The organism is Aestuariimicrobium sp. p3-SID1156 (genome assembly GCF_025144225.1).
Classification (GTDB): Bacteria; Actinomycetota; Actinomycetes; order Propionibacteriales; family Propionibacteriaceae; genus Aestuariimicrobium.
This window is the reverse complement of record NZ_JALXXB010000001.1, coordinates 511,078-535,601: the sequence shown is the minus strand read 5'-3', so window position 1 is coordinate 535,601 and position 24,524 is coordinate 511,078. Positions and strand designations below refer to the sequence as shown.

Below are 24,524 nucleotides of genomic sequence, written 5' to 3'. Positions count from 1 at the left end.
TCAGACCGGGACCGTCGACTCCTCCATCCGGCCCCAGTCGACTGCGGGCTCCCCATCCCAGCCGAGGCAGTCCACCAACTGCCTGGGCCAGACGGTCATGCCGCGAAGCTCGTCAGGGCCGAACCAGCCGTGGTCCAGCAGGGTCAGCTTCTCCTTCTCGGTGAAACCGGCCGTGCTCACCTCGAAAGGCTTCGCGTCGATCAGGAAGAACACTTCATCCTGCTCCAGCACCTGATCGGAGTACCCATGCACGACCAGCCTGCGGGCGACCGGTCCCCGAAGGTCCGACTCGGGCACCACCAGCCCGGTCTCTTCGGCAAGTTCTCGCACGGCCGCCTGCAGCTCTGTTTCGCCCGGGTCGATGCCTCCACCGGGCGTCACCCACCACGAGCTGCCAGGAATCCCCGGGTCCGTGTCCTGGAAGAGAAGCACCCGGTCACCGTCGCGCACGATGATGCGCGCAGCTGTCCGCTTCTTGGTGGGACGCATGGGCTCCCCTCTCACCGTGGCATCCAGAACAGCAGCAGCACCAACCACACCACGAAGGCCATCGCGTTGATCCCCATGAATCCCTGCCAGGCCAGCACGCTCCCGCTGACCGCGGTGATCCCCGCGGCGCCGAAGTTCATGAACGTGTCCACCGTACCCTGCATGGGCATCCTCAACTCCGGCTCCGTGGACTGCGCCACCAGCGACGAGCCGGCGATCAGCGTGCAGGACCAGCCGAGGCCGAGGAGCATCAGGGCGGGGATCAGGCGAGCCAGGTGCGACTCCCCCACCGCGTCGAGGATGCCGCCCACGAAAGCGAGGGCGAAGATCCCCATGCCGATCCCGATCACCATGCGCGCCCCGAAGCGGTCGGTCGCCCAACCGACCAGGGGCGACAGTCCGTACATGCCGAGGATGTGGCTGGAGACGAGTGCAGCCAGGGAGAAGGCGACGATCGAGAACAGGTAGGGTCCGACCAGCTCAGAGAGCCCGAAGTGCCGGCCGATCGCGTCACCGGGCGCCGACAGCTGTGGCCCTGCCACCGAGCCCACCGTCGTGGCCCAGATCACCACCGACATGGCGCAGCTGCACCCCGGCCACGATCAGCAGAGCCCCCAGTGCGCCGAGGGCAAAGCCCAGACCGAGTGCGCGTCGGCGTCCCTGCGAGAAGGCGAGCCGAGAGAGGGGGAAGGCGAGCAGGGCAGCGCCCAGCACTGTCGCGGTTTGCGCGAATCCCGCCAGCACCGTGCTGCCGGAGACCTGTTCCACCAGCACGGCACCGACAGCGATACCGGAGGCGATGCCCACACCGCTCAGCAGTTGGGCCGTCGCGAGGCGCCACTGGTTCGGGTGGAAGGCGGGGTCCAGGGTCACCGGCCCAGACTAGTGTCGTAACCATGGATTTCGACCAGATCACCACCGAGGACCTCTTCCGCATTGGCGGCAGCAAGTGGAGCCGCATGGGCGACGCCCTGGGCGCGTTCATCGCCGAGATGGACTTCGGGTTGGCCGAACCGATCAAGGCGCGACTCCATGAGTCGATTGACCTGGGGCAGTCCGGCTACCTCACCCCGCGATGGACCCAGGACCTGCAGACCAGCACGACAGATTTCCTCTCGGGTCGCTATGGCTGGTCGGTCAGCCCGGACCAGGTCCACGCCATCCCCGACGTGCTGGCCGGGATGGTCATCACCATGAACCGCCACATCTCTCCGGACGCCCGCGTCATCGTGCCCACGCCGGCCTACATGCCGTTCATGACCCTGCCCGGGGCGTATGGGCATGAACTGGTGCAGGTCCCGATGATCAGGGCCGAGGGCGAGTGGCTGGTGGACTTCGACGCCCTGGATGCCGCTTTCGGTGAGGGCGACCTGCTGGTCCTGTGCAACCCGCACAACCCGATCGGCAAGGTGTACACCGCCGACGAACTCGCCACGATCAGCGAGATCGTGGAGCGCCACCACGGGCGGGTCTTCAACGACGAGATCCACGCGCCGCTCACCCTCAACGGTGCCCGTCACATCCCCTACCCCACCGTCTCGGACGCCGCGGCGAGCCACTCGATCACCGCCCTGTCGGCGTCCAAGGCCTGGAATCTGGCCGGCTACAAGTGCGCCCAGCTGGTCATCACCGACGGCACCACGTTGCAGCCGACCGACCTGCACGAGCCGGCCACGCCGGGCGTCCTGGCCAACATCGCCGCCTATTCCGACGGAGAGCCCTGGCTGGCGGAGGTGATCACCTACCTTGAGGGCAACCAGCGCCTGATCCAGGAGATGCTCCCGACCGTGCTGCCGGGGGTCGAGTTTATCCCGAACCAGGGCACCTACCTGGCCTGGCTGGACTGCACCGCCCTCGACCTACCCACCTCGCCCGCCAAGTTCTTCCTGGACAGGGCGAACGTGGCGGTCACCGATGGCGCGCTGTGTGGCGAGGGGGGACGCGGCAGCGTCCGGCTCAACTTCGCTACCCCGCGCCCGGTGCTGTCCGAGATTCTGGAACGGATGGGCGCCTCAGCGCAGGAACAGCTTGCGTAGCCGCAGCGTGGTCATGACCATCCCTGCCAGGGACATGGCCACGAAGTAGGCCATGTGACCGAGCGTCGCCCCGGTGATGTGGCCCACGGAGAGGTGGCGCATCATCTCCACGCCATGCCACAGCGGCATCGCCTTGATGAACCACTGGATCGCGGCCGGGAAGACCTCGATGGGGTACAGCGTCGCCGAGAACAGGAACATCGGCAGCATCACGAAGGTGATGATGTCCAGGCCCTGGAAGTTCTTGATGAAGCTGGTGATCCCCATCCCGATACTGGCGAAGCCGAAAGCGATCAGCAGCGCAGCGGGGATCATCAGGATTGCCCACCAGCTCGTCGCCAGCCCGAGGCCGGCGATCAGGATCATGAAGGCGATGGCGTAGAGCAGGCCGCGAAGCAGCGCCAGCACGATCTCACCGAGCGCGACGTCCATGGGCCCCAACGCGGTCTGCAGCATCGCCTGGTAGAGCTTGGCGAAGTTCAACTTGAAGAAGACGTTGGTGGTCGAGTCGTAGAGGGCGCCGTTCATCGCCGAGGTCGCCAGCAGTGCGGGGGCGATGTAGGCCGCGTAGCTGATCGGCTTGCCACCGGGCCCGGCGACGTCGCCCACCAGCGCGCCGACCCCCAGGCCCATGGCGAGCAGGTAGAGCACGGGCTCGACGAAGCCGGAGATGATGATGACCCAGTTCTGGGTCTTGATGGCGATCCAGCCACGTTCGAGGACGGCGGCCAGATTTCCCGAGTAGAGACCCCGCAGAGGGCGTGGGACGGTGCTCAACTCCACAACCTCCGTCGATAGGTGCGGGCAGCCAGAGTGCCGCCGAGCAGGAAGAGACCGGCCAGGTACACGACATGGACGACCCGCAGCCACCACGGTTCAGCCAGACCATAGCTTGCCCAGCGGGCGAGTTGGGACCCATGCCACATCGGCGAGATCCAGCCGATCCACTGCAGGTAGATCGGCATCGAGGAGAGGGCGAAGAAGGTGCCGGCGAACAGGAACATCGGCATCACCACGAACCGCTGGATCGTGGTGAACTGCGCTCCCTCGCTGTCCAGGGTCGCGGCATAGGCCTGCATCGGCGCACCCATCGCGAGCGCCGTCAGCACGGTTACCGGGATCGCCAGGAACGACCAGACACTGGGAGCGGCATCGAAGAGGACCATGATCACCCAGAACATCGACGCCTGGAAGAGATACCTGATCGCGATACCGATCTGGTGTCCCCAGGCGATCTGGGAGGGGTCCATCGGCGTCGCTGCAGGGCCGTAATAGGTGCGCTGCCACTTGAACCCGGCCATCACCGTGTAGGTGTTCTCCCCGAAGGCGGACTGGGCAGAGGTGGCGACCATGATCGCGGGCGCGACGAAGACGAGGTAGGAGACCCCATCGACCGTGGTGCCCTTCGCGTCCAACAGGCTGCCCAGGCCCACGCCCATCGCGACCATGTAGAGCAGCGGGGTGCCGATGGCGTTGAGCAGGACGGTCCAGAGGAAGGCCCGGGCGACCAACAGGTAGTGCTCGGCGTGGTAGAGGGCGCCCCAGCGCCGTACTCGCTCAGTCAATGAGGGTCCTCCCGGTGAGGCGGAGGAAGACGTCCTCCAGCGAGGAGCGACGGACCAGCGAGGTGACCGGCTGCAGGCCAGCCTGGGTCACCTTCTCCAGCGTCGCCTCCCCGTCGGCGGTGTAGAGCAGGACGCGGTCGGGGAGCACCTCGATGCGTTCGGCGAGCTGCTCCAGCTGGTCGACCACCGCCTCATTGCGCGAGGAGCCGAAGCGGAGTTCCAGTACCTCGCGGGTCGAGTATTCCCTGATCAACTGGGCGGGAGAGCCCTCGGCCATGATCGAGCCCTTGTCGACGACGATCAGACGATCGCAGAGCTGCTCGGCCTCGTCCATGAAGTGGGTGGTGACAATGAGGGTGACGCCCTGTTCCTTGAGCCGGAAAAGCCTGTCCCACAAGGTGTGACGCGCCTGTGGGTCGAGGCCGGTGGTGGGTTCGTCGAGCAGCAGGATCTTCGGGTCGTTGACCAGCCCTCGAGCAATCGTGAGGCGCCGCTTCATGCCGCCGGAGAGTTCGCGGACGCGCTCGTCGGCCTTCTCGGTGAGCTGGGCGAACTCCAGCAGCTCCTGGGACTTCTCCTTCAGGTGGCTGCGCGTGAGACCGAAATAGCGGCCGTACATGATCAGGTTCTCGCGGACGCGCAGGTCCTCGTCGAGGTTGTCCTGCTGCGGGATCACACCCAGGTGGGCGCGCACGGCCGGGCCATTCTCCTCCGGATCGAGCCCGTTGATGGTGAGCTGCCCGCCGCTGCGGGCCAGGGTGCCGCCAATCATGCGCATGGTGGTGGACTTGCCGGCGCCGTTGGGCCCGAGCAGGCCGAAGGACTCACCGGGCATTACGTCGAAGCTGATGCCGTCGACGGCAGTGAAGTCGCCGTACTTCTTGCGCAGGTCACGGGCTTGGATCACGGGGGCGGTTGACACGAGTCCGCACACTACGGGGTGCGGGCGACAAAAGCGACAGACTTCAACGGTGGTGGGCGACTTCCGCGTCGACCAGATCGCGCCAGGATGCCACCAGCTCGGCGTCCACCCACGCCTTCCAGCTGCCCCCGGGACGCGCCTTGCGCCCGATGTGGAAGCTTCGCACGCCGGCGCGAGCCAGCCAGGGCACATGTTCGGCCTCGAGACCGCCTCCGGCCATGATCAGTTCTGCGGCGCCGGGGATCTCCCGCGCGGTGTGGAGCAGGTCGTCCAGGCCCTTGTCGAGGCCTCGTGCGGAACCGGCGGTGAGCACCTGGTCGACGCGCGGCAGCGAAGGGATCACCTGCCAGGCGCGGCGGGCGTCCAGGGCGTGGTCGATGGCGCGATGGAAGGTCCAGGGGAAGTCGCCCACGTCGACCAGGGCATGGACGACTTCAGTGTCGACATCGCCGTGGCCGTTCAGGAAGCCCAGCACCACGCCGTCCGCGCCGGCGTCCAGATAGGCCGAAATCAGGCCGCGAAGGCGGGTGACCTCGCCGCCGTCGGTCCCGAAGCCCTCCCGCAGGCGGACCATCGGACGGATCTGGATGGTGGTGGCGCGCCGTACCTTCTCAAGCCGGGCGGGTTCGGGGGAAAGGCCGTGGAAGTCGAGGGTCCCGCACAGTTCGATGCGGTCAGCGCCACCCTCCTCCGCGCGCTTGGCATCGTTCTCGTGGAGCGCGATCACTTCGAGCAGGCCGGACATGGCAGTCAGGCGTGCACTTCGCCGCTGGGAGTGTGCTGATCGCCCGGCGTCGTCAGGATCGACCGCACCGAGTAGAGGGGACGCCCTTGGACCTGGGAGTACACCCGCCCCAGATACTGGCCCATGATGCCCATCATCAACAGCTGCACTCCTCCGACGCCCAGGATGGTGATGACCACGAAGGTCCAGCCCGAGACGACCTGGTCGGGGAAGAAGAGGCGTCGAACAAGGGCGTAGATGATTCCGATGACCGCCAGCCCGGCGACCAGGAAGCCCACCCGGCTGATCAGCTGCAGCGGCTTCGACGAGAAGCCGAAGATGCCGTCGAGGGCGAACTTGACCATCTTGCGCAAGGGGTAGCCGGTCTCCCCGGCATGTCTGGCATGGCGGTCGAATTGGACGGCAGTCTGGCGGAAGCCGACGTGGCTCACCATTCCGCGGAGGAAGCGATCCTGCTCGCGGTAGCGCCGCAACTCCAGCACCACCTTGCGGTCAAGCAGGCGGAAGTCGCCGGTGTCGCGGGGGATGTCGATGTCGGCCAGGCTGTGCAGGGTGCGGTAGAAGGCACTCGCGGTCAGCTTCTTGAAGGCCGAATCCTGACGGCTGCGGCGCTGGGCGTAGACGACATCCCAGCCCTGCTCCCAGGTGGCCAGCAATTCCATCGCCACCTCGGGCGGGTCCTGCATGTCGGAGTCCATGATGATGACCGCATCGCCCTCGGCCCTGTCCAGCCCGGCAGTGACCGCGAGTTGGTGCCCGAAATTGCGCGAGAAGTCGATGACCGTGACCCGGTCGTCGCGCTGGTGCAGCTCATTCAACAGTTCGAGCGAGCCATCGCGGCTGCCGTCATTGACGAAGACGTACTCATAGCGATAGGGAGTGTCCGCCGTGACTCGCTGCATCGTTTCCCAGAGCAGGTTGATGTTCTCCTGCTCGTTGTAGATGGGGAAGATGAAGGAGACGAGTTTCACCCGACAATCGTCCCACAGGCGCGGTCATCACTTGTGCTGGGCAGCAGGCGTGTCAGGGCGCGGACGTGCCAGCACGAAGGTCGTCGCGAGATAGGTGAATGGGATCGCGACGACGGTTGCCACCAGCGTCGCCCATTTCGGGGAGACGCCCCAGGCATTCACCAGCAGCATCGAGCCGAATGTGGTGATGAGGAAGTTGATGGCGGTTGTCGCCGGGAACTCGATGAATCGACGCCAGGTGGGGCGAACTCGATAGGTGAAAAGGCAGTTGGCATAGAAGGAGAACACCACGCCGCAGGCGAAGGCGATCACGTGCGCGGGAAGGTAAGGCATCACCAACAGCAGCAGCCGATAGATGAGGTAGTACACGGTGGTGTTCGCGACACCAACGATGCCGAAGCGCATTACCCGCGCGAGTTGTTCGGTCACCCGGTCGAGAATACTGCCCCGACCCCCGGACAGATAGGATCCGGCGCATGCAGACCCGTTCCCGCTCGCACCTGCGCTTCGCGTTGTGCATTCTCATCGCCCTCGCGTCGCTCTGCACCTGGCGGGATCTGCACAGGTTCTGGTACCCCGCCGCTGATGACTACAAGTTCGTCGCCATCACGAACCGACCAGGCATCTCGTTCACGGTTCAGGAATGGGCAACCGTGGTCTGGAACGACTGGTCCTGGCGCGTCGGTCGCCTGGGTGATGGTGTTTTCCGCCTCATCGTGCGGCCCGGTTTCGATACGTGGAAGTGGTTCGCACCGTTGTGCTACACGCTGCTCGGCATCGGGATCCATCGCTGGCTCGGGAGCAGGCATCGCGAGCTGCGACTGGTCGCCGGCCTGCTCGTGCTTCCCACCGCGCTGGCTGTCTGGCCTAACATCACCGGCGACGGGGTCTTCTGGGCCGATGCTGCGGTCAACTACCTCGTCCCCACCACTCTCGTCGTCTTCGTGGCCCACCCTGCCCTGGTCCTCCTCCGACGGGACGCCGAACCCTCTTGGCGATGGCTGGCCTTCGCGATCCCGGCCGGTCTGCTGGCCCAACTGATGCACGAACAAGCCTCATGGACCCTGCTGGGGATCGGTCTCGTCGTGGTGGCCGCGAAGCGTGGGCGCCTGGGCGCGCGATCGTGGGCCATGGTGGGCGCCTGGCTCTTCGGGTTCGTCGCGCAGATGTCGGCGCCCGGCCTGTGGGCACGACTGGGACGCATGACCACCGGCCCCACCGGGCCCCACGCCCGCGTCCACAACGTCGCCCTCGCGGGAGGAACGTTGCATGCGTCGTCCGCGGAACTCTGGGTCGTCCTTGCCGTCGTGGCTGCCCTGGGGTCCTTCCTCCTCCCTGCACGGAAGCGGCTGGTCCCCGCCCTGTGGACGGTCGGCATCGTCGGTCTGGTGATCGCTGGGGACCTATGGGTGCGGCGCGCCCCCGAGCGGGACGCCGCTGCCCTGCCCGTCGCCCAGAACATGCTGGTGTGGCAGTCCCTGCTCGCCCTCTGCCTCTTCGGGACCCTGTTCGTGGGTCTGGTCGCCCTCTGGAAGCTCGTGGACGTGTGGGGGTACGCGCCGCTGCTGGCCTGGATGGCCTTCTGCGCCTCGTGGGCGCCGACCGTCCTCACCGGCGTGCGCCAGTCCCGCGCGTACCTGGTCCCCGTGCTGTGGCTGCTCGTGGTGATCATCGCCGCGCTGTTCGGTCTCGCTGCACGGGCTCGTCGCAGCTGGGTCCTGCCGGCGATCGTCGTGGCGATGCTGGTCACCAGTTCCTTCCTGTGGTGGAACTGGGCACGACCGGCCCTGGCCACGAATCATCGCTTCGTCACCACCAGGGTGCTGCCCCAGTTCGAGCTCGCAGCAGCTGGTGAGCTCAACCGTGTGGTGCTGCCCTGGCCGATGCCGGTGAACGACGCCGGCTACAACAACTCCTTCTCGGTCCCCCGTTATGAACTCGCCTTCGAGCGCTACTACGGCATCCCCAAGGATGTGAAGTTCGTGACGACCGATTCCCGCAGGATCAAGCCTCCCAGGGCTCGCTGAGACCCGCACGGCACACGAAACGGGCGGCCCCCCTTGGGGGACCGCCCGTCCGTGTTGTTCAGCGAGTGGCTGGGCTCAGAAGTCCATGCCACCCATGCCACCGTCGGCGCCGGCCGGCATGGCCGGGGCCTTCTCCGGCTTGTCGGCGATAACGGCCTCGGTGGTGAGGAACAGGGCCGCGATGGAGGCCGCGTTCTGCAGGGCAGAGCGGGTCACCTTGGCCGGGTCGATGATGCCGGCGGCAACCATGTCGACGTACTCACCGGTGGCGGCGTTCAGCCCGTGGTTGGGCTCCAGGCCCTGGACCTTCTCCACCACGACGCCACCCTCGAGGCCGGCGTTGACGGCGATCTGGCGGAGCGGGGCGTTGGCAGCGTGCAGCACGATCTGGGCGCCGGTGTACTCATCACCCTGCAGGTCGTCGATGGAGGTGGCCTTGGCAGCCTGCACCAGCGCGACACCGCCACCAGCGACCAGGCCCTCCTCGACGGCAGCCTTCGCGTTGCGAACGGCGTCCTCGATGCGGTGCTTGCGCTCCTTCAGCTCGACCTCGGTGGCCGCGCCGACCTTGATGACGGCCACGCCGCCGGCCAGCTTGGCGAGGCGCTCCTGCAGCTTCTCGCGGTCGTAGTCGGAGTCGGAGTTCTCGATCTCCTTGCGGATCTGCTGGACGCGTCCGTCGATCTTCTCGGCCTCGCCGGCACCATCGACGATGGTGGTCTCGTCCTTGGTGATGACGACCGAGCGGGCCTGGCCGAGCAGGTCGAGGGTGGCGGTCTCCAGGGAGAGGCCGACCTCGGAGCTGATGACGGTGCCACCGGTCAGGATGGCGATGTCCTCCAGCATGGCCTTGCGGCGATCACCGAAGCCGGGGGCCTTGACGGCAACCGACTTGAAGGTGCCACGGATCTTGTTGACGATCAGGCCGGCGAGGGCCTCGGAGTCAACGTCCTCGGCGATGACCAGCAGCGGCTTGGAGGCCTGCATGACCTTCTCGAGCAGCGGCAGGAGGTCCTTCAGCGAGGAGACCTTGGAGTTGACGATGAGGACGTAGGGGTCGTCGAGGACGGCCTCCATGCGCTCGGTGTCGGTGACGAAGTAGGGCGAGATGTAGCCCTTGTCGAAGCGCATGCCCTCGGTGAGCTCGAGCTCGATGCCGAAGGTGTTGGACTCCTCGACGGTGATGACGCCTTCCTTGCCGACCTTGTCCATCGCCTCAGCGATGATGTCGCCCACGGCCGGGTCAGCAGCGGAGATGGAGGCGGTGGCAGCGATCTGCTCGCGGGTCTCGACAGGCTTGGCCTGAGCGTGCAGCTGCCCGATGATGGCAGTGACAGCGGCCTCGATACCCTTCTTGACCTCGATGGGGTTGGCGCCGGCAGCCACATTGCGCAGGCCCTCGCGGACCATGGCCTGGGCCAGCACGGTGGCGGTGGTGGTGCCGTCACCTGCGACGTCGTCGGTCTTCTTGGCGACCTCCTTGACCAGCTCGGCGCCGATCTTCTCGTAGGGGTCCTCGAGCTCGATCTCCTTGGCGATGGAGACGCCGTCGTTGGTGATGGTGGGCGCACCCCACTTCTTCTCGAGCACGACATTGCGGCCCTTGGGGCCGAGCGTGACCTTCACCGCGTCGGCGAGGGTGTTCATGCCCCGCTCGAGCCCGCGGCGGGCCTCGGTGTTGAATTCAATGAGCTTTGCCATGGTGTTGGGGAATCCTCCAGCATCGGGTCGAACGCCATCCCGGTGCCCGCGACGGACGGCCCATGGGGGCCTCACCAGAACCTGGCGGTAGCACTCGGATGCTTCGAGTGCCAACACCATTCTTAGCACTCGACCCCTGCGAGTGCAAAGAGTTGACCGGCGGCAGAATGCGTCCATGAGCATTTCGCCGATGGCCCGCGTTCGCAACGTCGCAAACTGGTGCAACCTGTCGACTCCCCTGGGCCTTGTGGTCGCCACTCTGGGCCGCGCGCACATCACCAGGGGACGCGACGGGCTCTGGCTCGCCGAGGGTTATCGACTGAAGTTCCCCATTGCGGGTGCCTTCGCCCTCGGCTCCGTGCTGATCACCGGCCACCACTCGTGGCGTGAGCTCGCAGAGCGGCGTCCCGGACTGGTCGAGCACGAAGAGCACCACACCTGGCAGTACGCCTACTCACTGGGCCTGCTCTACCTGCCGATCTACACCGCATGCATGGGTTGGTCGTGGGTGCGCACCGGAGACCGGGCGTCAGCGAACTTCTTCGAACGTGCCGCTGGCCTCGAACGCGGCGGGTACGAGCAGCGTCCCCTTCGGCGGCGGTTCAGCCGTGATGGGTGAGGCGGCTCGCGGAGCGCGCCTTCTGGCGTGATTCCCGCAGGCGACGCAGGCGCTTGACCAGCAGCGGTTCGGCGGCCAGGGCGTGAGGGTTGTCCAGCAGCCCGTTGAGGATCTGGTGGTAGGCCGTGGTCGACATGTTGAAGCGCTCGCGGATCTCACTGGCCTTGGACGCATCGGCCGCCCACCAACTCTTCTCGAAGGCCAGGATGGCGGCGTCGCGGTCGCTGAGGCCGACCTCGGCCTGCGCCTCAGGGACGACGGACATGTGGCGCTGCGCTGACATGAGGAGCAGTCTACGCTCGAATCACATGACTGTCATTCATCGCCGAAGGAGGCGCTGGATAGAATCCCGGCCATGAAGCTCTTGCAAGGCGCGATCCAGAACTACGCCTGGGGATCGCTCGATTCGATCCCCCGTCTGCTCGGCGTGGAGCCCACCGGCGACCCCCAGGCAGAACTGTGGCTCGGGGCCCATCCGCTCAAGCCGAGCCGCCTTCCCCAGGACGATACCGACCTGCTTGCCCTGGTGACCGAGCACCCCGAGGTGCTGGGCGAGAAGTCCCGTGAACATTTCGGCGATGTGCTCCCCTTCATGCTCAAGATCCTGGCCGCCGGGCAGCCGTTGAGTCTGCAGGCCCACCCCAACCGGGCCGAAGCCGAGGCCGGTTTCGCCAAGGAGAACGACGAGGGCATCGACCTCCAGGCGTCCGATCGCACCTACAAGGACGACTGGCCCAAGCCGGAGATGGCGCTCGCGCTCACCGATTTCGTGACCCTCAGCGGCTTCCGCCCCGCCTCCCAGACAGCAGCCCTGTTCGAGCGCCTCAGCGTTCCCGGCCTGGACAGCGTCATTGGGCCCCTCACCCAGCGGGGCGGCAGTGCGGCGCTCGCCGAGGTCTTCCTGGACGCCCTGAGCCTGTCGGAGGAGCGTCGCGGGCTGGTCGACCAGGTGGTGGCTGCCTGCCTCCCCTACCGCGACGAGGACAGCGAGATGGGCAGGTTCGCACGGACTGCCCTGGAACTGGACGAGTACTACCCCGGTGATCGCGGGATCCTGGCGGCGCTCCTGTTGAACAGGGTCGAGCTGAAGCCGGGGGAGGCCACCTATCTGGAGCCCGGCAACCTGCACGCCCACATGCGCGGCACCTGCGTGGAGATCATGGCCAATTCCGACAACGTCCTGCGCGGCGGCCTCACCGTCAAGCACATCGACGTCGACGGCCTGCTCCAGGTGCTCACCTTCACCGGTGAGGAGAAGGCGCTGGTCACTCCCCAGATGCCTGCGCCCGGGCTGGTGCACTACCCCACGGACGCCCCGGAGTTCGCGCTGTGGAAGATCCACGTCGGACGCGGCACTGATTCCTGCGAGCCGACCCTGCTCCCGGCTACCGAGGGGGCACGCATCCTGTTCGTCCTGGACGGCTTCCTGGACTGCGCAACGGCCGACGAGACCCAGGAGCTGGTGAAGGGCCAGGCGGCATTCATCCCCGCCGGGGAGGTCGTGCGCGTGCACGGCGATGCCGAGGCGTACCTGGCCTCAGCGGGCGTGTACGCCTGATTCGCGGAGCCTCCGACAGGATTCGAACCCACGACATCCTCTTTACAAGAGAGGCGCTCTACCAACTGAGCTACGGAGGCATGACCCGGGGGTGGGTCGCCGTCCATTGTGCCATGGCTACGATGGTGCGGTGACCCACCCAGAAGCGTCCACGTGGCAGCGCATCATCGAAGCAGACCCCCAGCACACTGCCCGCTACATCCAACGATTCAAGGTGATGGCCGCCCAGGGCCATGACCTCGATGGCGAGGCCCGGATGATCGACGCGATGGTCCCGCGCCAGGCCCACATCCTCGACGCCGGGTGCGGCCCCGGCCGCGTCGCCGGACGCCTGCACCTCCTGGGCCACAAGGTGGTCGGCGTCGACGTGGACCCGGGGCTGATCAAGGCTGCGCAGGAGGACCATCCGGGGCCGCGGTACCTCGTTGGTGACCTGGCCGAGATGGACCTTCCCGCCCGCGGCGTCGCCGAGAAGTTCGATGCGATCGTGTGCGCGGGCAATGTGATGGGCTTCCTGGCCGAGAGCACCCGGACTGAGGTCCTGCGTCGATTCGCCCAGCACCTGTCCGACGAGGGACGCTGCGCCATCGGCTTCGGCGCCGGCCGTGGCTACGACTTCAACGACTTCATGGCGGACGCCGCCGAGGGTGGTCTCGAGCTGGATCTGGCGCTGTCCACCTGGGACCTGCGCCCCTACAGGGACGGCGACAACTTCCTCGTCGCCATCTTCCGCAAGGCCTGAGCCATGCGCCGCCGGACGGTGGTGCTGGCCGGTCTGGGGCTGGTCGGATGCTCACGAACGCCGGAGCAGGTGGCGCCGTCGTCGGAAGCACCACCCACGCCGCGCCAGACCGCGGTCCTGCGCCCGACGAGTTCGGCGCCGGGGAGGAGCCCCACCGCCCGGTGGGCGCGCCCCCGCCAGTCCCCTGCCATAGTCGTGGCCGGGCTGGAACGGCGAGGCGCGCGGATCAGCATGTCCTGGTGGGACGACACCGTCCGCTCCGCCGGCTCGCTCACGGCGGCTCCGGCGTGGTCGACCATCAAGGTACCCCTCGTCCTGGTGGCGACCTCGGGCTCGGCCGCTGACAAGCGCGCCGCCATCCGCGCCTCGGACAACGACGCCGCGGAGAGACTGTGGGCGTCCCTGGGCAGCAACGACGTGCACCGTGCTGGGCGGCTCACCCAGGAACTACGACGCGGCGGCGACCAGCGCACCATGGTGCCGACCACCCGCCTGCAGGCGCCCTGGTCGGTCTTCGGACAGACACCCTGGGAGACCGATGACCAGCTGCGCTACCTGTTGGGATTCGCCTCCCTGCCCGACAGCGGCGCGCTGCTGGAGGACATGCGCCACCTGGACGCCCAGCAGCACTGGGGTATCGCTGACCGCACCCGGCCGGTGGCCAAGGGCGGCTGGGGGCCGGCGCGGCAGGGCGGCTACCTGGTGCGCCAATTCGGTTGGTTCGAGACCCCGGGTGGTCGGCTCCCGGTGGCCATGGCCGTCGAGGCCGGTTCCTTCGGCGAGGGCACGCAGGCCCTGACGACCCTGGCCAACGCGCTGTGATCAGGGCTTGATGTAGACCGCCGCCCGGTTCCCGCCGGTGCAGATCACGACCTGCCCGGGCACGCAGGTCATCGTGATGTCCTTGCGAACCGCGGGGCTCCAGGCGGTGACCTCGACCACGTCGGTCCTGCTGCCCTCTGCTTCCCAGGCCCGGGCGACGTTCTGGGCGAAGGGGCAGGTGGTGTTCTCGTTGACGCCCACCCGCTCGGTGCACGCCTTCACGCTCGGCGGGAAGGTTGGGCTCGGCGTCGGGGTCTCCGAGGTGGGCTGCGTCGTGCTGTGGGTGGGGCTGGGTGTCGGGCTGGCGGAGGCCGTGGGAGTCGGCCGCGGAGGGTCGACCTCCGTCGGCACTGGACGCACCAGGGCTGATGCGGCATAGCCGGCCGGCAGCAGCGCCAGCAGGATCAGCACCACGACCCACGGGAACCGGCGCTTCCTCGCCGGCGGGAGCGCAGGCACCGCCGCGACCTGGTGCGCCGGCTGGGACAGGGGCGTGGATGGTGGGGGCTCCTGAAGCCTGGGCGCGGCAGGCAATCCTGTCAGGTACTGCCGGAGCGTGGTGAGGTGGTGGGCGACCACGCGGGCATCGCTGGGACGCTGGGTGGGCTCCTTGTGGAGCAACCGCTCGATGGCCTCCCACAGCGGGTCAGGGACACCAACGGGCCGGCTCGGAACATCGTTCGCCTGGGCGTACATCACCCCGGCCGGGGAACGCCCCTGGAAGGGAGTGACGCCGCAGGCCAGCTCGTACAGGACCAATCCGAGTGAGTAGAGGTCCGACTGCGGGGTGGGGACGCGTCCCTGCACCACTTCGGGAGCCATGTACTGCGGGGTGCCGGCAACGACGGTGGTGCGGTCCACAGTCAGGTCGTCCGCGGAGAGCCGCGCGACGCCGAAGTCGGTGATCTTGGCGAGCGCCCCGGTGGGCTCCGGGGCAATGAGCACGTTCTCGGGCTTGATGTCCCGGTGCACGATCCGCTGGGCGTGGATGGCGGCCAGCCCTTCGGCGATCTGTGCCCCCACCGCCGCGATGTCGGCCGGAGCCAATGGCCCGCATTGCTGGATCAACCGGCGCAGGTCGCCGCCCTCCACCAGTTCCATCACGATCGCGAGCGTCGAGCCCTCCAGGACCAGGTCGTGCACCTTGACCAGGTTCGGGTGGTCGATGTCGGTGAGCAGTCGTCGCTCGGAGATGAACCGGCGCAGCATGTCCTCGTCGTCGAGGTAGTGGGAATGGAGGACCTTGAAGGCCAGCGCATTCCCCTCGTCGTCCGTGCCGCGCCACACCTCGCCCATGCCACCGCGCCCGATGAGCTCCTCGAGCTGGTAGCGGCTGCCCAGCCGACCCGGGGACGCCATCAGCCCTTGCGCCGCTGGAACATCGGACCGACAACGATGAACACGATCAACGCGATGGCGACGTAGTTGGCGATCTTGGCGTACTCCTTGAGCAGCTCGACGGCCGGCTTCCCGACCACCCAACCCAGCGCGAAGTAGCCGAGCAGCCAGACGGTGGACGCCAGGAAGTCCAGCGCCACGAACTTTTTCAGGCTCATCCGCGAGGCGCCCGCCAGCACGAAGATCACCTGCATCAGCGGCAGCGGGATGGGGATGTAGGCAATGAACATGCCCAGCCAGCCCAGCTTCTGCGCCCAGCGTTCGGCGCGCGCATAGTTCTTCCCCGCCCGCTCACTGCGTCCCGCCCAGACCTCAATCATGCCCCGGCCCCACAGTTTGCCCGCCCACCAGAAGACCCAGTCGAACTTGATCGACATGATCGTCCCGGCGAGCAGGTACCAGTACCAGTGGGGCGCGAGCCCCTGGGAGGCGAGGGCGCCCATCGCCGCAGTGCCCGAGCGCGACCCGGTCAGCGCCACCAGCAGGGGTGGATTGAGCCCCAGCAGCCAGCCGCGCAGGGGCAGCATCGCCAGCCCGAAGATACCCATGAACATGATCCAGCCCAGGCACCAGTAGTCCTGGCGCCCCGGCTTTTGCTTCCAGGGCATGCCCTCCTCCTGCCACCACTCCTTGGTGGCGGTGGGCTGGGTGCTGTTGGGTTCACTCACGCGTCCGAGAGTACTGGGCGGTCAGCCCCCCACCGCGGTGACGAGGAGCAAGCCGAGACTGCTGGTCGCGTCCCAGTGGGGCCGGAGAGGTAACCACTTGATTACTTTCCGGACCCGTTTCCAGTTTTGTCAGGGTGTGGGGGTATCTTTTGTGAAGCCCCTTCGGGGGACACTCCACTACGGATCGTCGGGCACGTACCTGCCCGTGGAAAGGACAATTGGCATGGCCAAGGTCACATTCAGGGATGCCACGCGCATCTACCCGGGCTCTGAGCGCCCCGCTGTTGACAAGCTCAACCTCGAGATCGGCGACGGCGAGTTCATGGTCCTCGTCGGCCCCTCCGGCTGTGGCAAGTCCACCAGCCTCCGCATGCTGGCCGGCCTCGAGGAGGTCAACGCCGGCAGCATCCACATCGGCGACCGCGACGTCACCGACCTGCCGCCCAAGGACCGCGACATCGCGATGGTTTTCCAGAACTACGCGCTGTACCCGCACATGACGGTGGCAGACAACATGGGCTTCGCCCTGAAGATGCAGAACGTTCCCAAGGCCGATCGCCAGAAGCGCGTCCTCGAGGCCGCGAAGCTGCTGGGCCTGGAGGAGTTCCTCAACCGCAAGCCGAAGAACCTCTCCGGCGGTCAGCGCCAGCGTGTTGCCATGGGACGCGCCATCGTCCGTGACCCGCAGGTCTTCCTGATGGACGAGCCGCTGTCCAACCTGGACGCCAAGCTGCGTGTGCAGACCCGTACCCAGATCGCGGCCCTCCAGTCGCGCCTGGGGGTCACCACCGTGTACGTGACCCACGACCAGGTCGAGGCCATGACCATGGGTGACCGCGTGGCCGTCATGTCCGCCGGTGAGCTGCAGCAGGTCGACTCCCCGCTGGCCCTCTACGACACCCCGAAGAACCTCTTCGTGGCCGGCTTCATCGGCTCCCCCGCCATGAACCTGATGCAGGGCAAGGTGGTCGACGGCGGCGTGCAGATCGGTGACTACGTCGTTCCGGTCTCCCGCGAGATCCTGGACCGCGCCAAGGGCGAGGACACCCTCACCCTGGGCATCCGCCCGGAGAACTTCACCTTGGCCGAGAACGAGCAGGGCATCGGCCTGGACGTGGCCGTGGTCGAGGAGCTCGGCGCCGACGCCTACCTCTATGGCACCCTGTCGGGTCTGTCGGAGGACGAGCGCATCACCGCCCAGCAGATCGTCGCCCGCATCTCCTCGCGTCGCCCACCCCAGCGTGGCGCGCAGGTTCGCCTGGGCATCGATCCCAACAACGTCCACGTGTTCAGCAACGCCACCCAGGACCGCATCTCCTGAGGTCGCACCGCGACAACAGCAGAGGGCCCGGCTTCGGCCGGGCCCTTTGTCGTGTACTGCGAGGGGATCAGAAGGTGGCTGCGTAGTGGCCGATGCCATCCATGAGCATCTGGACACCGATCATGACCAGCACCATGCCCATCAACCTCTCGATGGCGGTCAGCGCCTTGTCACCCAGGTAACGCTGCAGCCAGCCTGAGGCGAGCAGCACCACGGCCGAGAGCGCCCAGGCCACCAGCAACGCAGCAAGCCACAACGGCCACTGCCCCGGGCGTCCCGAACTCACCACCAGGATCTCGGTGGCCAGCAGCGAGGGGCCAGCGATGTAGGGCACCGCCAGCGGCACGATGAAGGGCTCCCCGTGGACGACCTCCTGCAGGTTGGCATCCTCGCTGGGGAAAATCATCCGGACCGCGATCAAGAGCAGGATCACGCCACCGGAAACCGTCAGCGCCTCCTCCGAGACGTGCAGCACCGACAGCATGCTGCGCCCCAGCCCCAGGAAGACCAGCATCAGCACCAGCGCAATCAGCAGCTCGCGGAGCACCACCTTGATCCGGCGTTCGGGAGCCGTGTGCCGCAGGGCCGCCAGGAAGAGCGGCACATTGCCCAACGGGTCCATCACGAGGAGGAACGTCAGGGCAGCGGAGGTAAAAGTCACGGGCCGAAGGATATCCCACCATGTGGACACGCCATAATGGCCCGGTGCCCGTGCCGAAGATCCTGCTCTACTACCGCTTCACCCCGCTGGCCGACCCCGAGGCAGTGCGTCTGTGGCAGTGGGAACTGTGCCGCTCGCTGAAACTGCGCGGCCGGATCATCGTCAGCCCGCATGGCATCAACGGTACCGTCGGCGGCGCCGTCGAGGCCTGCAAGCAGTACATCAAGGCCTGCCGCACCTACCCCGCGTTCCGCGACATCGACTGGAAATGGTCCGAGGGGACCGGCCTGGACGCGGAGGGCTATTCGCTCGACTTCCCCAAGCTGCGGGTGCGGGCCCGCGACGAGATCGTCAGCTTCGGCGTCCCCGGTGAGGTCGAGGTGGACGCCGAGGGCATCGTGGGTGGCGGCACCCACCTGAGCCCCGATGAGGTGCATGAGCTGGTCGAGTCGCACCCCGATGCGGTCTTCTTCGATGGGCGCAATGCCATCGAGGCAGCCGTGGGACGCTTCCGCGGCGCGATCGTCCCCGACACCTCCACCACCCACGACTTCGTGCGCGAGCTGGACTCCGGGAAGTACGACCACCTCAAGGACCGGCCGGTGATCACCTACTGCACCGGCGGGATCCGCTGCGAGGTGCTCTCGGCACTGATGCGCCATCGCGGGTTCGAGCAGGTCTACCAGATCGAGGGCGGCATCGTCCGTTATGGCGAGCGCTTCGGCAACACCGGGCTGTGGGAGGGCGGGCTCACCGTCTTCGACAAACGGTCGGTGGTCGACCTTGGGCCCGACGCCACCGTGATCGGGCGCTGCCACCGGTGCGGCGAGCCGACCAGCCGGCTGCAGAACTGCTCGGACCCCGCCTGCCAGGAGCGGCTGGTCACCTGTCCAGGGTGTGGGGATGACCAGAACTGGTGTGGTGGGCACACTCCCACGCCTGCTGGATGACCGCGTCCAGCATGGATTCGGTGAGTCTGCCGGTGAAGGTGTTCTGCTGGGAGACGTGGTAACAACCGACCAGCGTGACCTCGCGCCCGTCGGGGCGGGTGAAGGTGCTGGTGGCACCATGCCCGAAGGGGGTGCGGGGCTTCGGCACCTTCCAGCCCAGCCTGACCGCCGTGGTGTGTGCCGCCTGCCAGGCGATCCCACCCAGAGCGAGGATCGCACCGACCTCGGTGAGCAGCGCGAGTTCACGATCCAGCCAGCCTGAACAGGTCGCCTTCTCCGTGGTGGTGGGCGCGTTCGCCGGGGGCGCGCAGTGCACCGGGGCCACCATCCGGACGCCGAGGAGTTCCTGCCCGTCCCCTGCATACACCGAGGTCGCCTGGGTGGCGAGGCCGGCCCGGTGGAGCCCGGCGAAGATCCAGTCCCCGGAGCGGTCACCGGTGAACATGCGACCGGTGCGGTTGGCGCCATGCGCTGCCGGCGCCAAACCCAGCACCAGGAGCCGGGCGGAAGAGTCCCCGAAGGAGGGCACCGGGCGTCCCCAATAGGGCTGGTCAGCGAAGGACTTGCGCTTGCTCTCAGCCACCTCCTCCCGCCAGGCCACCAGCCGAGGGCAGGCGCGACAGACGGAGATCACTGCGTCCAACTCCTCGAGCGTGGTGGCCGTACGTGCCAGGTGGCGCACCTCGGCAGGCGCTGCGGCGACCGCAGTCTCGGCCGTTGCAGGGTCGCCGGGCCACCCGGTTCCGGGCGGGACCGGGGAGTCGAAGAGCTGTCCGGTGAGTGGATTCGGCAAGTGCTCCATGGGGTGAGGCTAGTGGGAGAGGCAGTCGGCTGGCAGACTGGCAGGGTGCCACGCTTCCTCTCCTCCCAGCCCGACTCGCGGTTGATCCCGCTGCCCTGGTCGACGCCGCTCGAGGAATGGCCCACCGACCTGCTGGTTGCGCTGCCCCGAGGTATCTCCCGACATGTGGTGCGGTTCATCCGGGTCGGCGACGAGGTCTACGCCGCCAAGGAGGTCATCGAGCACCTGGCCGTGCACGAGTACCGGCTGCTCCACGACCTGCGTCGGCTCGGCGCCCATAGTGTCGAGCCGGTGGCCGTGGTGAGTGGGCGCCTGACCCGCGACGGCACCCAGCTCGACCCGATCCTGATCACCCGGCACCTGTCCTTCTCGCTGCCCTACCGCTCCCTGTTCCACTCAGGTGTGCGCCAGGACACCGTGATGCGGCTGCTGGACGCTCTCGTGGTGCTGCTCGCCCAGCTGCACCTGCTGGGTTTCCTCTGGGGTGACGTGTCGCTCTCCAACGTCCTGTTCCGCCGCGATGCCGACTCCTTCGCCGCCTGGCTGGTGGACGCTGAAACCGGCGAGCTGCACGACAAGCTCACCGACGGCCAGCGGCTGCACGACCTCACGATCGCGCGCACCAACCTGTTCGGCGAGTTCCTCGACCTCGAGGCCGGCGGCCTGCTCGACAGCTCGCTCGACCCCCTGACCCTGGTTGACACCATCGAGGCCCGCTACAACGAGCTGTGGAGCGAGCTGACTGGCGTCGAGGAGTTCTCCGGCGGCGAGATCCACCGCATCGAGGGACGCGTTCGCCGGCTCAATGCGCTGGGCTTCGACGTCGCCGAACTGGAGGTATCCACCGACACCAGCGGTGAGCAGATCCGCATCCAGCCCAAGGTGGTCGACCCCGGCCACCACTCGCGGCGGCTGCTCCGCCTCACCGGCCTGGACGCCGAGGAGAACCAGGCTCGACGCATGCTCAACGACCTGGACACCTATCGGGCACGCAACAACCTGGGCTGGGTGGACGAGGCCGTCGTCGCCCACCAGTGGCTCACCGAGTGCTACGAGCCGACGGTGCGGCGGATCCCTGACGAACTGCGCGGCAAGCGTGACAATGCCCAGTTCTTCCACGAGGTCCTCGACCACCGCTGGTACCAGTCCCAGGCCTTCAACCGCGAGGTGCCGCTGTGGGAGGCGGCCGACAGCTACATCCGCGACTTCCTCACCGCACTGCCGGATGAGGCGGTCACCCAGGCCTCCATGGTGCAGGTCACCCAGCAGGGCATGACCCCGGTGAACCCCTACGACCCGTCCAAGGGCTACGTCGAGGCGACCGATGAGATCCCGATCTTCGACCCCTGGGAGCAGGATGCCGAGGAGATCGACGTCGCGGCCGCGTCCGTCCTCGACATCAATTCGCTGAGGGCGAAAGCACGCCCCCAGGAGTAGTCGCGATCTGAGATGGGTTGCCTGCCCGGTGGTTCAGGAGCAAAACTGGAGCTCGTCGCTTGTCGCGACGAACGTCGTGCCCAGCACGGCACCCCACCCAGCGCGCCGCTCTTTGCGGTGTGGGGCTTGTTGCCCCGAACGAAAGGAATCACCAATGACCAAGAGCCTGACCGCGAAAGTGGTTGCTCTGACCGCTGCCCTCGCCCTCCTGCTGACGGGCTGCGGCAAGAAGACCGAGTCCGTCGGTGACGGCAAGGACAAGCCGATCACCATCGGCGTCGTGGGTGCGTCCCAGGAACAGTGGACCGTGTTCACGAAGAAGGCCGAAGAGGCCGGCATCAAGGTCGAGATCAAGGACTTCACCGACTACACCACTGAGAACCCGGCGGTGAAGGACGGCTCCCTGGACGCCAATCAGTTCCAGCACCTGCTCTACCTGGCCCGCTACAACAAGGACCAGAACGCCGACCTGGTGCCCATCGCCTCCACCGCGATCTACCCGCTCGCGCTCTACTCCAAGAAGCACACCAAGCTGGAGGACATCCCCCAGGGTGCGCAGATCGCCGTCCCCAACGACGAGACCAACAAGTCCCGTGCGCTGCACGTGCTGGCCGAGGCCAAGCTGTTGAAGCTCAAGGACGGCACCGGCGTCATCGCCGCCGAGGAGGACATCGACACCGCCGCCTCCAAGGTCAAGGTCTCCCCGATGGACGCCCAGCAGACCGTGACCGCCCTGTCCTCCATTGACGGTGCGGTCGTGAACAACGACTTCGTGGCCGACGCCGGTCTGGACCCGAAGAAGGCATTGTTCAGCGACGATGCCTCCTCCAAGGCTGCCGAGCCCTACATCAACGTCTTCGTTGTCCGCAAGGCCGATGCCAACAACGAGACCCTGCTGAAGCTGGGCAAGCTGTTCGCTGACAAGGATGTTCGTGCCGCTCTGGCCAAGGACTCCGGTGGCTCCGCGGTCTTCGTTGACAAGACCCCCGAGGAACTGCAGAAGATCCTCGCCGAGGTCACCGCGTCGCTGAAGTGACCGCACCCATCATCACGCTCGACGGCGTGCACAAGACCTTCACCACCAGGAAGGGCGAGTTGCACGCCGTCGATGGCGTTTCCCTGGACATCAACGCCGGAGAGGTCTTCGGCGTCATTGGCTTCTCCGGAGCCGGCAAGTCCACCCTCGTCCGCCTGGTCAACGGCCTCGAGCCCTGCACCAGCGGACGCCTGGTGGTCGACGGGCACGAGGTCTCGGCGATGAGCGAGAAGCAGCTGCTCACCGTGCGCCACGACATCGGCATGGTCTTCCAGCAGTTCAACCTGCTGCAGTCGCGGACCGTCGCCCAGAACGTGGCCTACCCGCTGGAGATCCTCCACGCCCAGAACAAGCAGTGGGACAAGGCGAAGCGCCGCGCGAGGGTCGCCGAGTTGCTCGACTTCGTCGGTCTCGCCGACCGGGCCGATGCCTACCCCAGCCAGCTCTCCGGAGGCCAGAAGCAGAGGGTGGGGATCGCCCGCGCGCTGGCGTCCAACCCGAAGATCCTGCTGGCCGATGAATGCACCTCGGCGCTCGACCCGCAGACCACCGACGAGGTGCTCGAGCTGCTCCGCCGCGCCAACAAGGAGCTGCGCATCACCATCGTCATCATCACCCACGAAATGGACGTGGTGCGCAACCTCTGCGACCGCGTGGCCGTGATGGAGTCCGGCAAGGTCATCGAGTCCGGCGAGGTCTACGACATCTTCAGCCGGCCCCAGCACCCGACGACCCGACGATTCGTCCAGACCTCCCTGCGCGACAGGCCCACCCCGGCGGCGCTGAAGCGCCTGGCCGCGAACTACCCCGGCCGGCTGATCACGGTCACCATTCGTGATGAGGACACCGCCGGACGCACCGTGGTCAACACCCTCAACGATGCCGGCGTTCACGCTGACCTGGTCTACGGCTCGATCGTGGAGATCGCCGACCGCCCCTACGGTTCGCTGACCTTCTCGCTCAAGGGCACCGAGGACCAAGTTGCCGGGGCCATCGCCGCGGTCCGCGACTTCACCGACGTGGAGGTGGTGGCCTGATGAAGTTCGACTTCTCGACCAATGGCGACATCTTCCTGGAGGCCATCGGGACGACCCTCTACATCGTCGCGGTAGCCATGGGCATCGGCGGTCTGGTCGGTCTGGCCCTGGGCCTGACGCTGTACCTCACCCGCCGCGGAGGGCTGAAGCAGAACAAGGTGGTGTTCACGATCCTCAACGTGATCATCAACTTCTTCCGGCCGATCCCCTTCATCATCTTCATCGCCGCGATGGGGCCGCTAACCCTAGCGGTTGTGGGAACCTCCATCGGCACCAATGCCTTCATCTTCCCCGCCTCGATCATGGTCTCCATGGCCACGGCGCGGCTGGTGGAGCAGTCCCTGGTGTCGGTCGACCCGGGAGTCATCGAGGCGGCCCGAGCGATGGGTGCCTCGACCTGGCGGATCATCCACACCGTGCTGTTGCGCGAGGCGCTGGCCCCGCTGATCCTGGGCTACACCTTCCTGTTCGTCGCCGTGGTGGACATGTCCGCCCTGGCCGGGATCGTGGCCGGCGGCGGCCTGGGCGCCTTCGCGCTGAGCTACGGCTACCAGCGCTTCGACTGGGCCATCACCTGGATCACCGTGCTGGTCATCGTCGTGATCGTGCAGGCCGTGCAGTTCCTGGGGAACTGGCTGGCGAGGCGGACGCAACACCGCTGAACGATGCCTAGGCTGGGCACCATGAGCATCGTCAAGATCAATGCCATCACCGTGCCGGCCGACTCCGGCGACACCCTCGCGGAGCGTTTCGCCCAGCGCCAGGGCGCCGTCGACGGGCAGGACGGCTTCGAGGGCTTCGAGCTGCTGCGTCCGGCCGACGACCGCACCACCTGGCTGGTCGTGACCCGCTGGCGCGACGAGGACGCCTACCAGTCCTGGGCCTCCGGTGCCGCCTTCACCAAGGCGCACGGCTCGGGTCGCCCTAGTCCTGCCGGTATCTCCGCCGAACTGTGGAGCTACAGCGTCGTCGATTTCGACCAGCATCGTGGCTGACCTGCCCCACTAGACTGACGGG

General features: G+C 67.1%; 27 protein-coding genes, 1 tRNA gene and 1 pseudogene. 13 read left to right on the top strand and 16 right to left on the bottom strand.

Annotated features, from left to right (window positions below; genetic code table 11):
* The 3 genes from M3G03_RS02565 to M3G03_RS02555 are packed head-to-tail and all read right to left on the bottom strand — an operon-like array spanning position 1 to position 1,362.
* Entirely contained in the window at positions 1-489 is a 489-nt protein-coding gene (locus M3G03_RS02565; RefSeq protein ID WP_259807850.1) for an NUDIX hydrolase, read from the bottom strand.
* Positions 490-500: 11 nt separating this feature from the next.
* Positions 501-1,031, bottom strand: coding sequence for an MFS transporter (locus M3G03_RS02560; protein ID WP_259807849.1), 531 nt, complete (start codon positions 1,029-1,031; stop codon positions 501-503).
* Entirely contained in the window at positions 1,000-1,362 is a 363-nt protein-coding gene (locus M3G03_RS02555) for a hypothetical protein (RefSeq protein WP_259807848.1), read from the bottom strand. Before M3G03_RS02555 ends, M3G03_RS02560 begins: the two co-directional genes overlap by 32 nt.
* Positions 1,363-1,385: 23 nt before the next feature.
* On the opposite strand from M3G03_RS02555, the gene M3G03_RS02550 reads away from it, so the two are divergent.
* Positions 1,386-2,525, top strand: coding sequence for a MalY/PatB family protein (locus tag M3G03_RS02550; protein ID WP_259807847.1), 1,140 nt, complete (start codon positions 1,386-1,388; stop codon positions 2,523-2,525).
* On the opposite strand, the gene M3G03_RS02545 is transcribed toward M3G03_RS02550, so the two are convergent.
* Genes M3G03_RS02545 through M3G03_RS02520 form a run of 6 tightly spaced genes read right to left on the bottom strand, consistent with a single transcriptional unit; the run spans position 2,502 to position 7,157 of the window.
* The gene (locus M3G03_RS02545) at positions 2,502-3,302 is read right to left on the bottom strand and encodes an ABC transporter permease (RefSeq protein WP_259807845.1); all 801 of its coding nucleotides are present in this window, start codon (positions 3,300-3,302) and stop codon (positions 2,502-2,504) included. The genes M3G03_RS02550 and M3G03_RS02545 overlap by 24 nt on opposite strands.
* Positions 3,299-4,090: an ABC transporter permease gene (locus M3G03_RS02540; protein ID WP_259807844.1), complete on the bottom strand. Its 792-nt coding sequence runs from the start codon at positions 4,088-4,090 to the stop codon at positions 3,299-3,301. Before M3G03_RS02540 ends, M3G03_RS02545 begins: the two co-directional genes overlap by 4 nt.
* Positions 4,083-5,012, bottom strand: coding sequence for an ABC transporter ATP-binding protein (locus M3G03_RS02535; protein WP_259807843.1), 930 nt, complete (start codon positions 5,010-5,012; stop codon positions 4,083-4,085). The genes M3G03_RS02540 and M3G03_RS02535 overlap by 8 nt, the downstream gene beginning before the upstream one ends.
* Positions 5,013-5,055: 43 nt before the next feature.
* Complete coding sequence (locus M3G03_RS02530; RefSeq protein ID WP_259807842.1) at positions 5,056-5,757, bottom strand: copper homeostasis protein CutC; 702 nt, start codon at positions 5,755-5,757, stop codon at positions 5,056-5,058.
* A gap of 5 nt (positions 5,758-5,762) precedes the next feature.
* Positions 5,763-6,728 carry a glycosyltransferase family 2 protein gene (locus M3G03_RS02525; RefSeq protein WP_259807841.1) on the bottom strand — a complete coding sequence of 322 codons (966 nt, stop codon included), beginning with the start codon at positions 6,726-6,728 and terminating at the stop codon, positions 5,763-5,765.
* 27 nt (positions 6,729-6,755) lie between these two features.
* Positions 6,756-7,157: a GtrA family protein gene (locus M3G03_RS02520; RefSeq protein ID WP_259807840.1), complete on the bottom strand. Its 402-nt coding sequence runs from the start codon at positions 7,155-7,157 to the stop codon at positions 6,756-6,758.
* A gap of 47 nt (positions 7,158-7,204) precedes the next feature.
* On the opposite strand from M3G03_RS02520, the gene M3G03_RS02515 reads away from it, so the two are divergent.
* Positions 7,205-8,755 (top strand): DUF6056 family protein, encoded by a 1,551-nt coding sequence (locus M3G03_RS02515; RefSeq protein ID WP_259807839.1) that lies wholly within the window; start codon positions 7,205-7,207, stop codon positions 8,753-8,755.
* A gap of 75 nt (positions 8,756-8,830) precedes the next feature.
* Here M3G03_RS02515 and groL read toward each other — a convergent pair whose 3' ends face one another.
* Entirely contained in the window at positions 8,831-10,456 is a 1,626-nt protein-coding gene (gene groL, locus M3G03_RS02510; RefSeq protein WP_259807838.1) for a chaperonin GroEL, read from the bottom strand.
* Between the two features lie 175 nt (positions 10,457-10,631).
* Here groL and M3G03_RS02505 point away from each other — a divergent pair, with 175 nt between their 5' ends.
* Positions 10,632-11,075 carry a hypothetical protein gene (locus M3G03_RS02505; protein WP_259807837.1) on the top strand — a complete coding sequence of 148 codons (444 nt, stop codon included), beginning with the start codon at positions 10,632-10,634 and terminating at the stop codon, positions 11,073-11,075.
* Here M3G03_RS02505 and M3G03_RS02500 read toward each other — a convergent pair.
* A complete protein-coding gene (locus M3G03_RS02500; protein WP_259807835.1) occupies positions 11,059-11,358 on the bottom strand; it encodes a DUF3263 domain-containing protein in 300 nt (99 codons plus the stop codon). The two genes, M3G03_RS02505 and M3G03_RS02500, sit on opposite strands and share 17 nt — an antisense overlap.
* A 72-nt stretch (positions 11,359-11,430) precedes the next feature.
* Here M3G03_RS02500 and manA point away from each other — a divergent pair, with 72 nt between their 5' ends.
* Positions 11,431-12,633: a mannose-6-phosphate isomerase, class I gene (manA, locus tag M3G03_RS02495; protein WP_259807833.1), complete on the top strand. Its 1,203-nt coding sequence runs from the start codon at positions 11,431-11,433 to the stop codon at positions 12,631-12,633.
* 7 nt (positions 12,634-12,640) lie between these two features.
* Here the strand turns inward: manA and M3G03_RS02490 are convergent.
* Positions 12,641-12,713: transfer RNA gene (locus M3G03_RS02490), tRNA-Thr, on the bottom strand.
* A gap of 50 nt (positions 12,714-12,763) precedes the next feature.
* On the opposite strand from M3G03_RS02490, the gene M3G03_RS02485 reads away from it, so the two are divergent.
* Positions 12,764-13,375, top strand: a complete 612-nt coding sequence (locus tag M3G03_RS02485) for a bifunctional 2-polyprenyl-6-hydroxyphenol methylase/3-demethylubiquinol 3-O-methyltransferase UbiG (RefSeq protein ID WP_259807831.1) — start codon at positions 12,764-12,766, stop codon at positions 13,373-13,375.
* Between the two features lie 3 nt (positions 13,376-13,378).
* On the top strand, positions 13,379-14,197 hold the full coding sequence (locus M3G03_RS02480; protein WP_259807829.1) for a hypothetical protein: 819 nt from the start codon (positions 13,379-13,381) through the stop codon (positions 14,195-14,197).
* On the opposite strand, the gene M3G03_RS02475 is transcribed toward M3G03_RS02480, so the two are convergent.
* Positions 14,198-15,556 carry a serine/threonine-protein kinase gene (locus M3G03_RS02475; RefSeq protein WP_259807828.1) on the bottom strand — a complete coding sequence of 453 codons (1,359 nt, stop codon included), beginning with the start codon at positions 15,554-15,556 and terminating at the stop codon, positions 14,198-14,200.
* Positions 15,556-16,233: pseudogene (locus tag M3G03_RS02470) on the bottom strand (DedA family protein); the annotation flags it as partial. The gene M3G03_RS02475 and the pseudogene M3G03_RS02470, both read right to left, overlap by 1 nt.
* Positions 16,234-16,486: 253 nt before the next feature.
* Between M3G03_RS02470 and M3G03_RS02465 the strand changes: the two are divergent.
* The gene (locus M3G03_RS02465; protein ID WP_259807826.1) at positions 16,487-17,584 is read left to right on the top strand and encodes an ABC transporter ATP-binding protein; all 1,098 of its coding nucleotides are present in this window, start codon (positions 16,487-16,489) and stop codon (positions 17,582-17,584) included.
* A gap of 67 nt (positions 17,585-17,651) precedes the next feature.
* Here the strand turns inward: M3G03_RS02465 and M3G03_RS02460 are convergent, their stop codons facing one another.
* Positions 17,652-18,245, bottom strand: coding sequence for a MarC family protein (locus M3G03_RS02460; protein ID WP_259807825.1), 594 nt, complete (start codon positions 18,243-18,245; stop codon positions 17,652-17,654).
* A 20-nt stretch (positions 18,246-18,265) separates the two neighbouring features.
* Between M3G03_RS02460 and M3G03_RS02455 the strand changes: the two genes are divergently transcribed.
* Positions 18,266-19,195 carry a rhodanese-related sulfurtransferase gene (locus M3G03_RS02455; protein WP_259807824.1) on the top strand — a complete coding sequence of 310 codons (930 nt, stop codon included), beginning with the start codon at positions 18,266-18,268 and terminating at the stop codon, positions 19,193-19,195.
* Here the strand turns inward: M3G03_RS02455 and M3G03_RS02450 are convergent.
* The gene (locus tag M3G03_RS02450; protein ID WP_259807823.1) at positions 19,128-19,997 is read right to left on the bottom strand and encodes a uracil-DNA glycosylase; all 870 of its coding nucleotides are present in this window, start codon (positions 19,995-19,997) and stop codon (positions 19,128-19,130) included. The two genes, M3G03_RS02455 and M3G03_RS02450, sit on opposite strands and share 68 nt — an antisense overlap.
* A gap of 45 nt (positions 19,998-20,042) precedes the next feature.
* On the opposite strand from M3G03_RS02450, the gene M3G03_RS02445 reads away from it, so the two are divergent.
* The 5 genes from M3G03_RS02445 to M3G03_RS02425 all read left to right on the top strand — a co-directional run bounded on the left by M3G03_RS02445 (position 20,043) and on the right by M3G03_RS02425 (position 24,502).
* Positions 20,043-21,434 (top strand): DUF4032 domain-containing protein, encoded by a 1,392-nt coding sequence (locus M3G03_RS02445; protein ID WP_259807822.1) that lies wholly within the window; start codon positions 20,043-20,045, stop codon positions 21,432-21,434.
* Between the two features lie 154 nt (positions 21,435-21,588).
* A complete protein-coding gene (locus M3G03_RS02440) occupies positions 21,589-22,470 on the top strand; it encodes a MetQ/NlpA family ABC transporter substrate-binding protein (protein ID WP_259807821.1) in 882 nt (293 codons plus the stop codon).
* On the top strand, positions 22,467-23,507 hold the full coding sequence (locus tag M3G03_RS02435; RefSeq protein ID WP_259807820.1) for a methionine ABC transporter ATP-binding protein: 1,041 nt from the start codon (positions 22,467-22,469) through the stop codon (positions 23,505-23,507). Before M3G03_RS02440 ends, M3G03_RS02435 begins: the two co-directional genes overlap by 4 nt.
* On the top strand, positions 23,507-24,169 hold the full coding sequence (locus M3G03_RS02430) for a methionine ABC transporter permease (protein WP_259807819.1): 663 nt from the start codon (positions 23,507-23,509) through the stop codon (positions 24,167-24,169). Before M3G03_RS02435 ends, M3G03_RS02430 begins: the two co-directional genes overlap by 1 nt.
* A 21-nt stretch (positions 24,170-24,190) precedes the next feature.
* Positions 24,191-24,502 carry an antibiotic biosynthesis monooxygenase gene (locus M3G03_RS02425; RefSeq protein WP_259807818.1) on the top strand — a complete coding sequence of 104 codons (312 nt, stop codon included), beginning with the start codon at positions 24,191-24,193 and terminating at the stop codon, positions 24,500-24,502.
* The last annotated feature ends 22 nt before the right edge of the window (positions 24,503-24,524 follow it).

What these genes read in the sequence shown, in the direction of transcription:
- M3G03_RS02565 (WP_259807850.1), bottom strand. Translation starts at nt 489, where the DNA reads ATGCGTCCCACCAAGAAGCGGACAGCTGCGCGCATCATCGTGCGCGAC.
- M3G03_RS02550 (WP_259807847.1), top strand. Translation starts at nt 1,386, where the DNA reads ATGGATTTCGACCAGATCACCACCGAGGACCTCTTCCGCATTGGCGGC.
- M3G03_RS02530 (WP_259807842.1), bottom strand. Translation starts at nt 5,757, where the DNA reads ATGTCCGGCCTGCTCGAAGTGATCGCGCTCCACGAGAACGATGCCAAG.
- M3G03_RS02515 (WP_259807839.1), top strand. Translation starts at nt 7,205, where the DNA reads ATGCAGACCCGTTCCCGCTCGCACCTGCGCTTCGCGTTGTGCATTCTC.
- groL (WP_259807838.1), bottom strand. Translation starts at nt 10,456, where the DNA reads ATGGCAAAGCTCATTGAATTCAACACCGAGGCCCGCCGCGGGCTCGAG.
- M3G03_RS02505 (WP_259807837.1), top strand. Translation starts at nt 10,632, where the DNA reads ATGAGCATTTCGCCGATGGCCCGCGTTCGCAACGTCGCAAACTGGTGC.
- M3G03_RS02500 (WP_259807835.1), bottom strand. Translation starts at nt 11,358, where the DNA reads ATGTCAGCGCAGCGCCACATGTCCGTCGTCCCTGAGGCGCAGGCCGAG.
- manA (WP_259807833.1), top strand. Translation starts at nt 11,431, where the DNA reads ATGAAGCTCTTGCAAGGCGCGATCCAGAACTACGCCTGGGGATCGCTC.
- M3G03_RS02480 (WP_259807829.1), top strand. Translation starts at nt 13,379, where the DNA reads ATGCGCCGCCGGACGGTGGTGCTGGCCGGTCTGGGGCTGGTCGGATGC.
- M3G03_RS02475 (WP_259807828.1), bottom strand. Translation starts at nt 15,556, where the DNA reads ATGGCGTCCCCGGGTCGGCTGGGCAGCCGCTACCAGCTCGAGGAGCTC.
- M3G03_RS02465 (WP_259807826.1), top strand. Translation starts at nt 16,487, where the DNA reads ATGGCCAAGGTCACATTCAGGGATGCCACGCGCATCTACCCGGGCTCT.
- M3G03_RS02455 (WP_259807824.1), top strand. Translation starts at nt 18,266, where the DNA reads ATGTGGACACGCCATAATGGCCCGGTGCCCGTGCCGAAGATCCTGCTC.
- M3G03_RS02450 (WP_259807823.1), bottom strand. Translation starts at nt 19,997, where the DNA reads ATGGAGCACTTGCCGAATCCACTCACCGGACAGCTCTTCGACTCCCCG.
- M3G03_RS02440 (WP_259807821.1), top strand. Translation starts at nt 21,589, where the DNA reads ATGACCAAGAGCCTGACCGCGAAAGTGGTTGCTCTGACCGCTGCCCTC.
- M3G03_RS02430 (WP_259807819.1), top strand. Translation starts at nt 23,507, where the DNA reads ATGAAGTTCGACTTCTCGACCAATGGCGACATCTTCCTGGAGGCCATC.
- M3G03_RS02425 (WP_259807818.1), top strand. Translation starts at nt 24,191, where the DNA reads ATGAGCATCGTCAAGATCAATGCCATCACCGTGCCGGCCGACTCCGGC.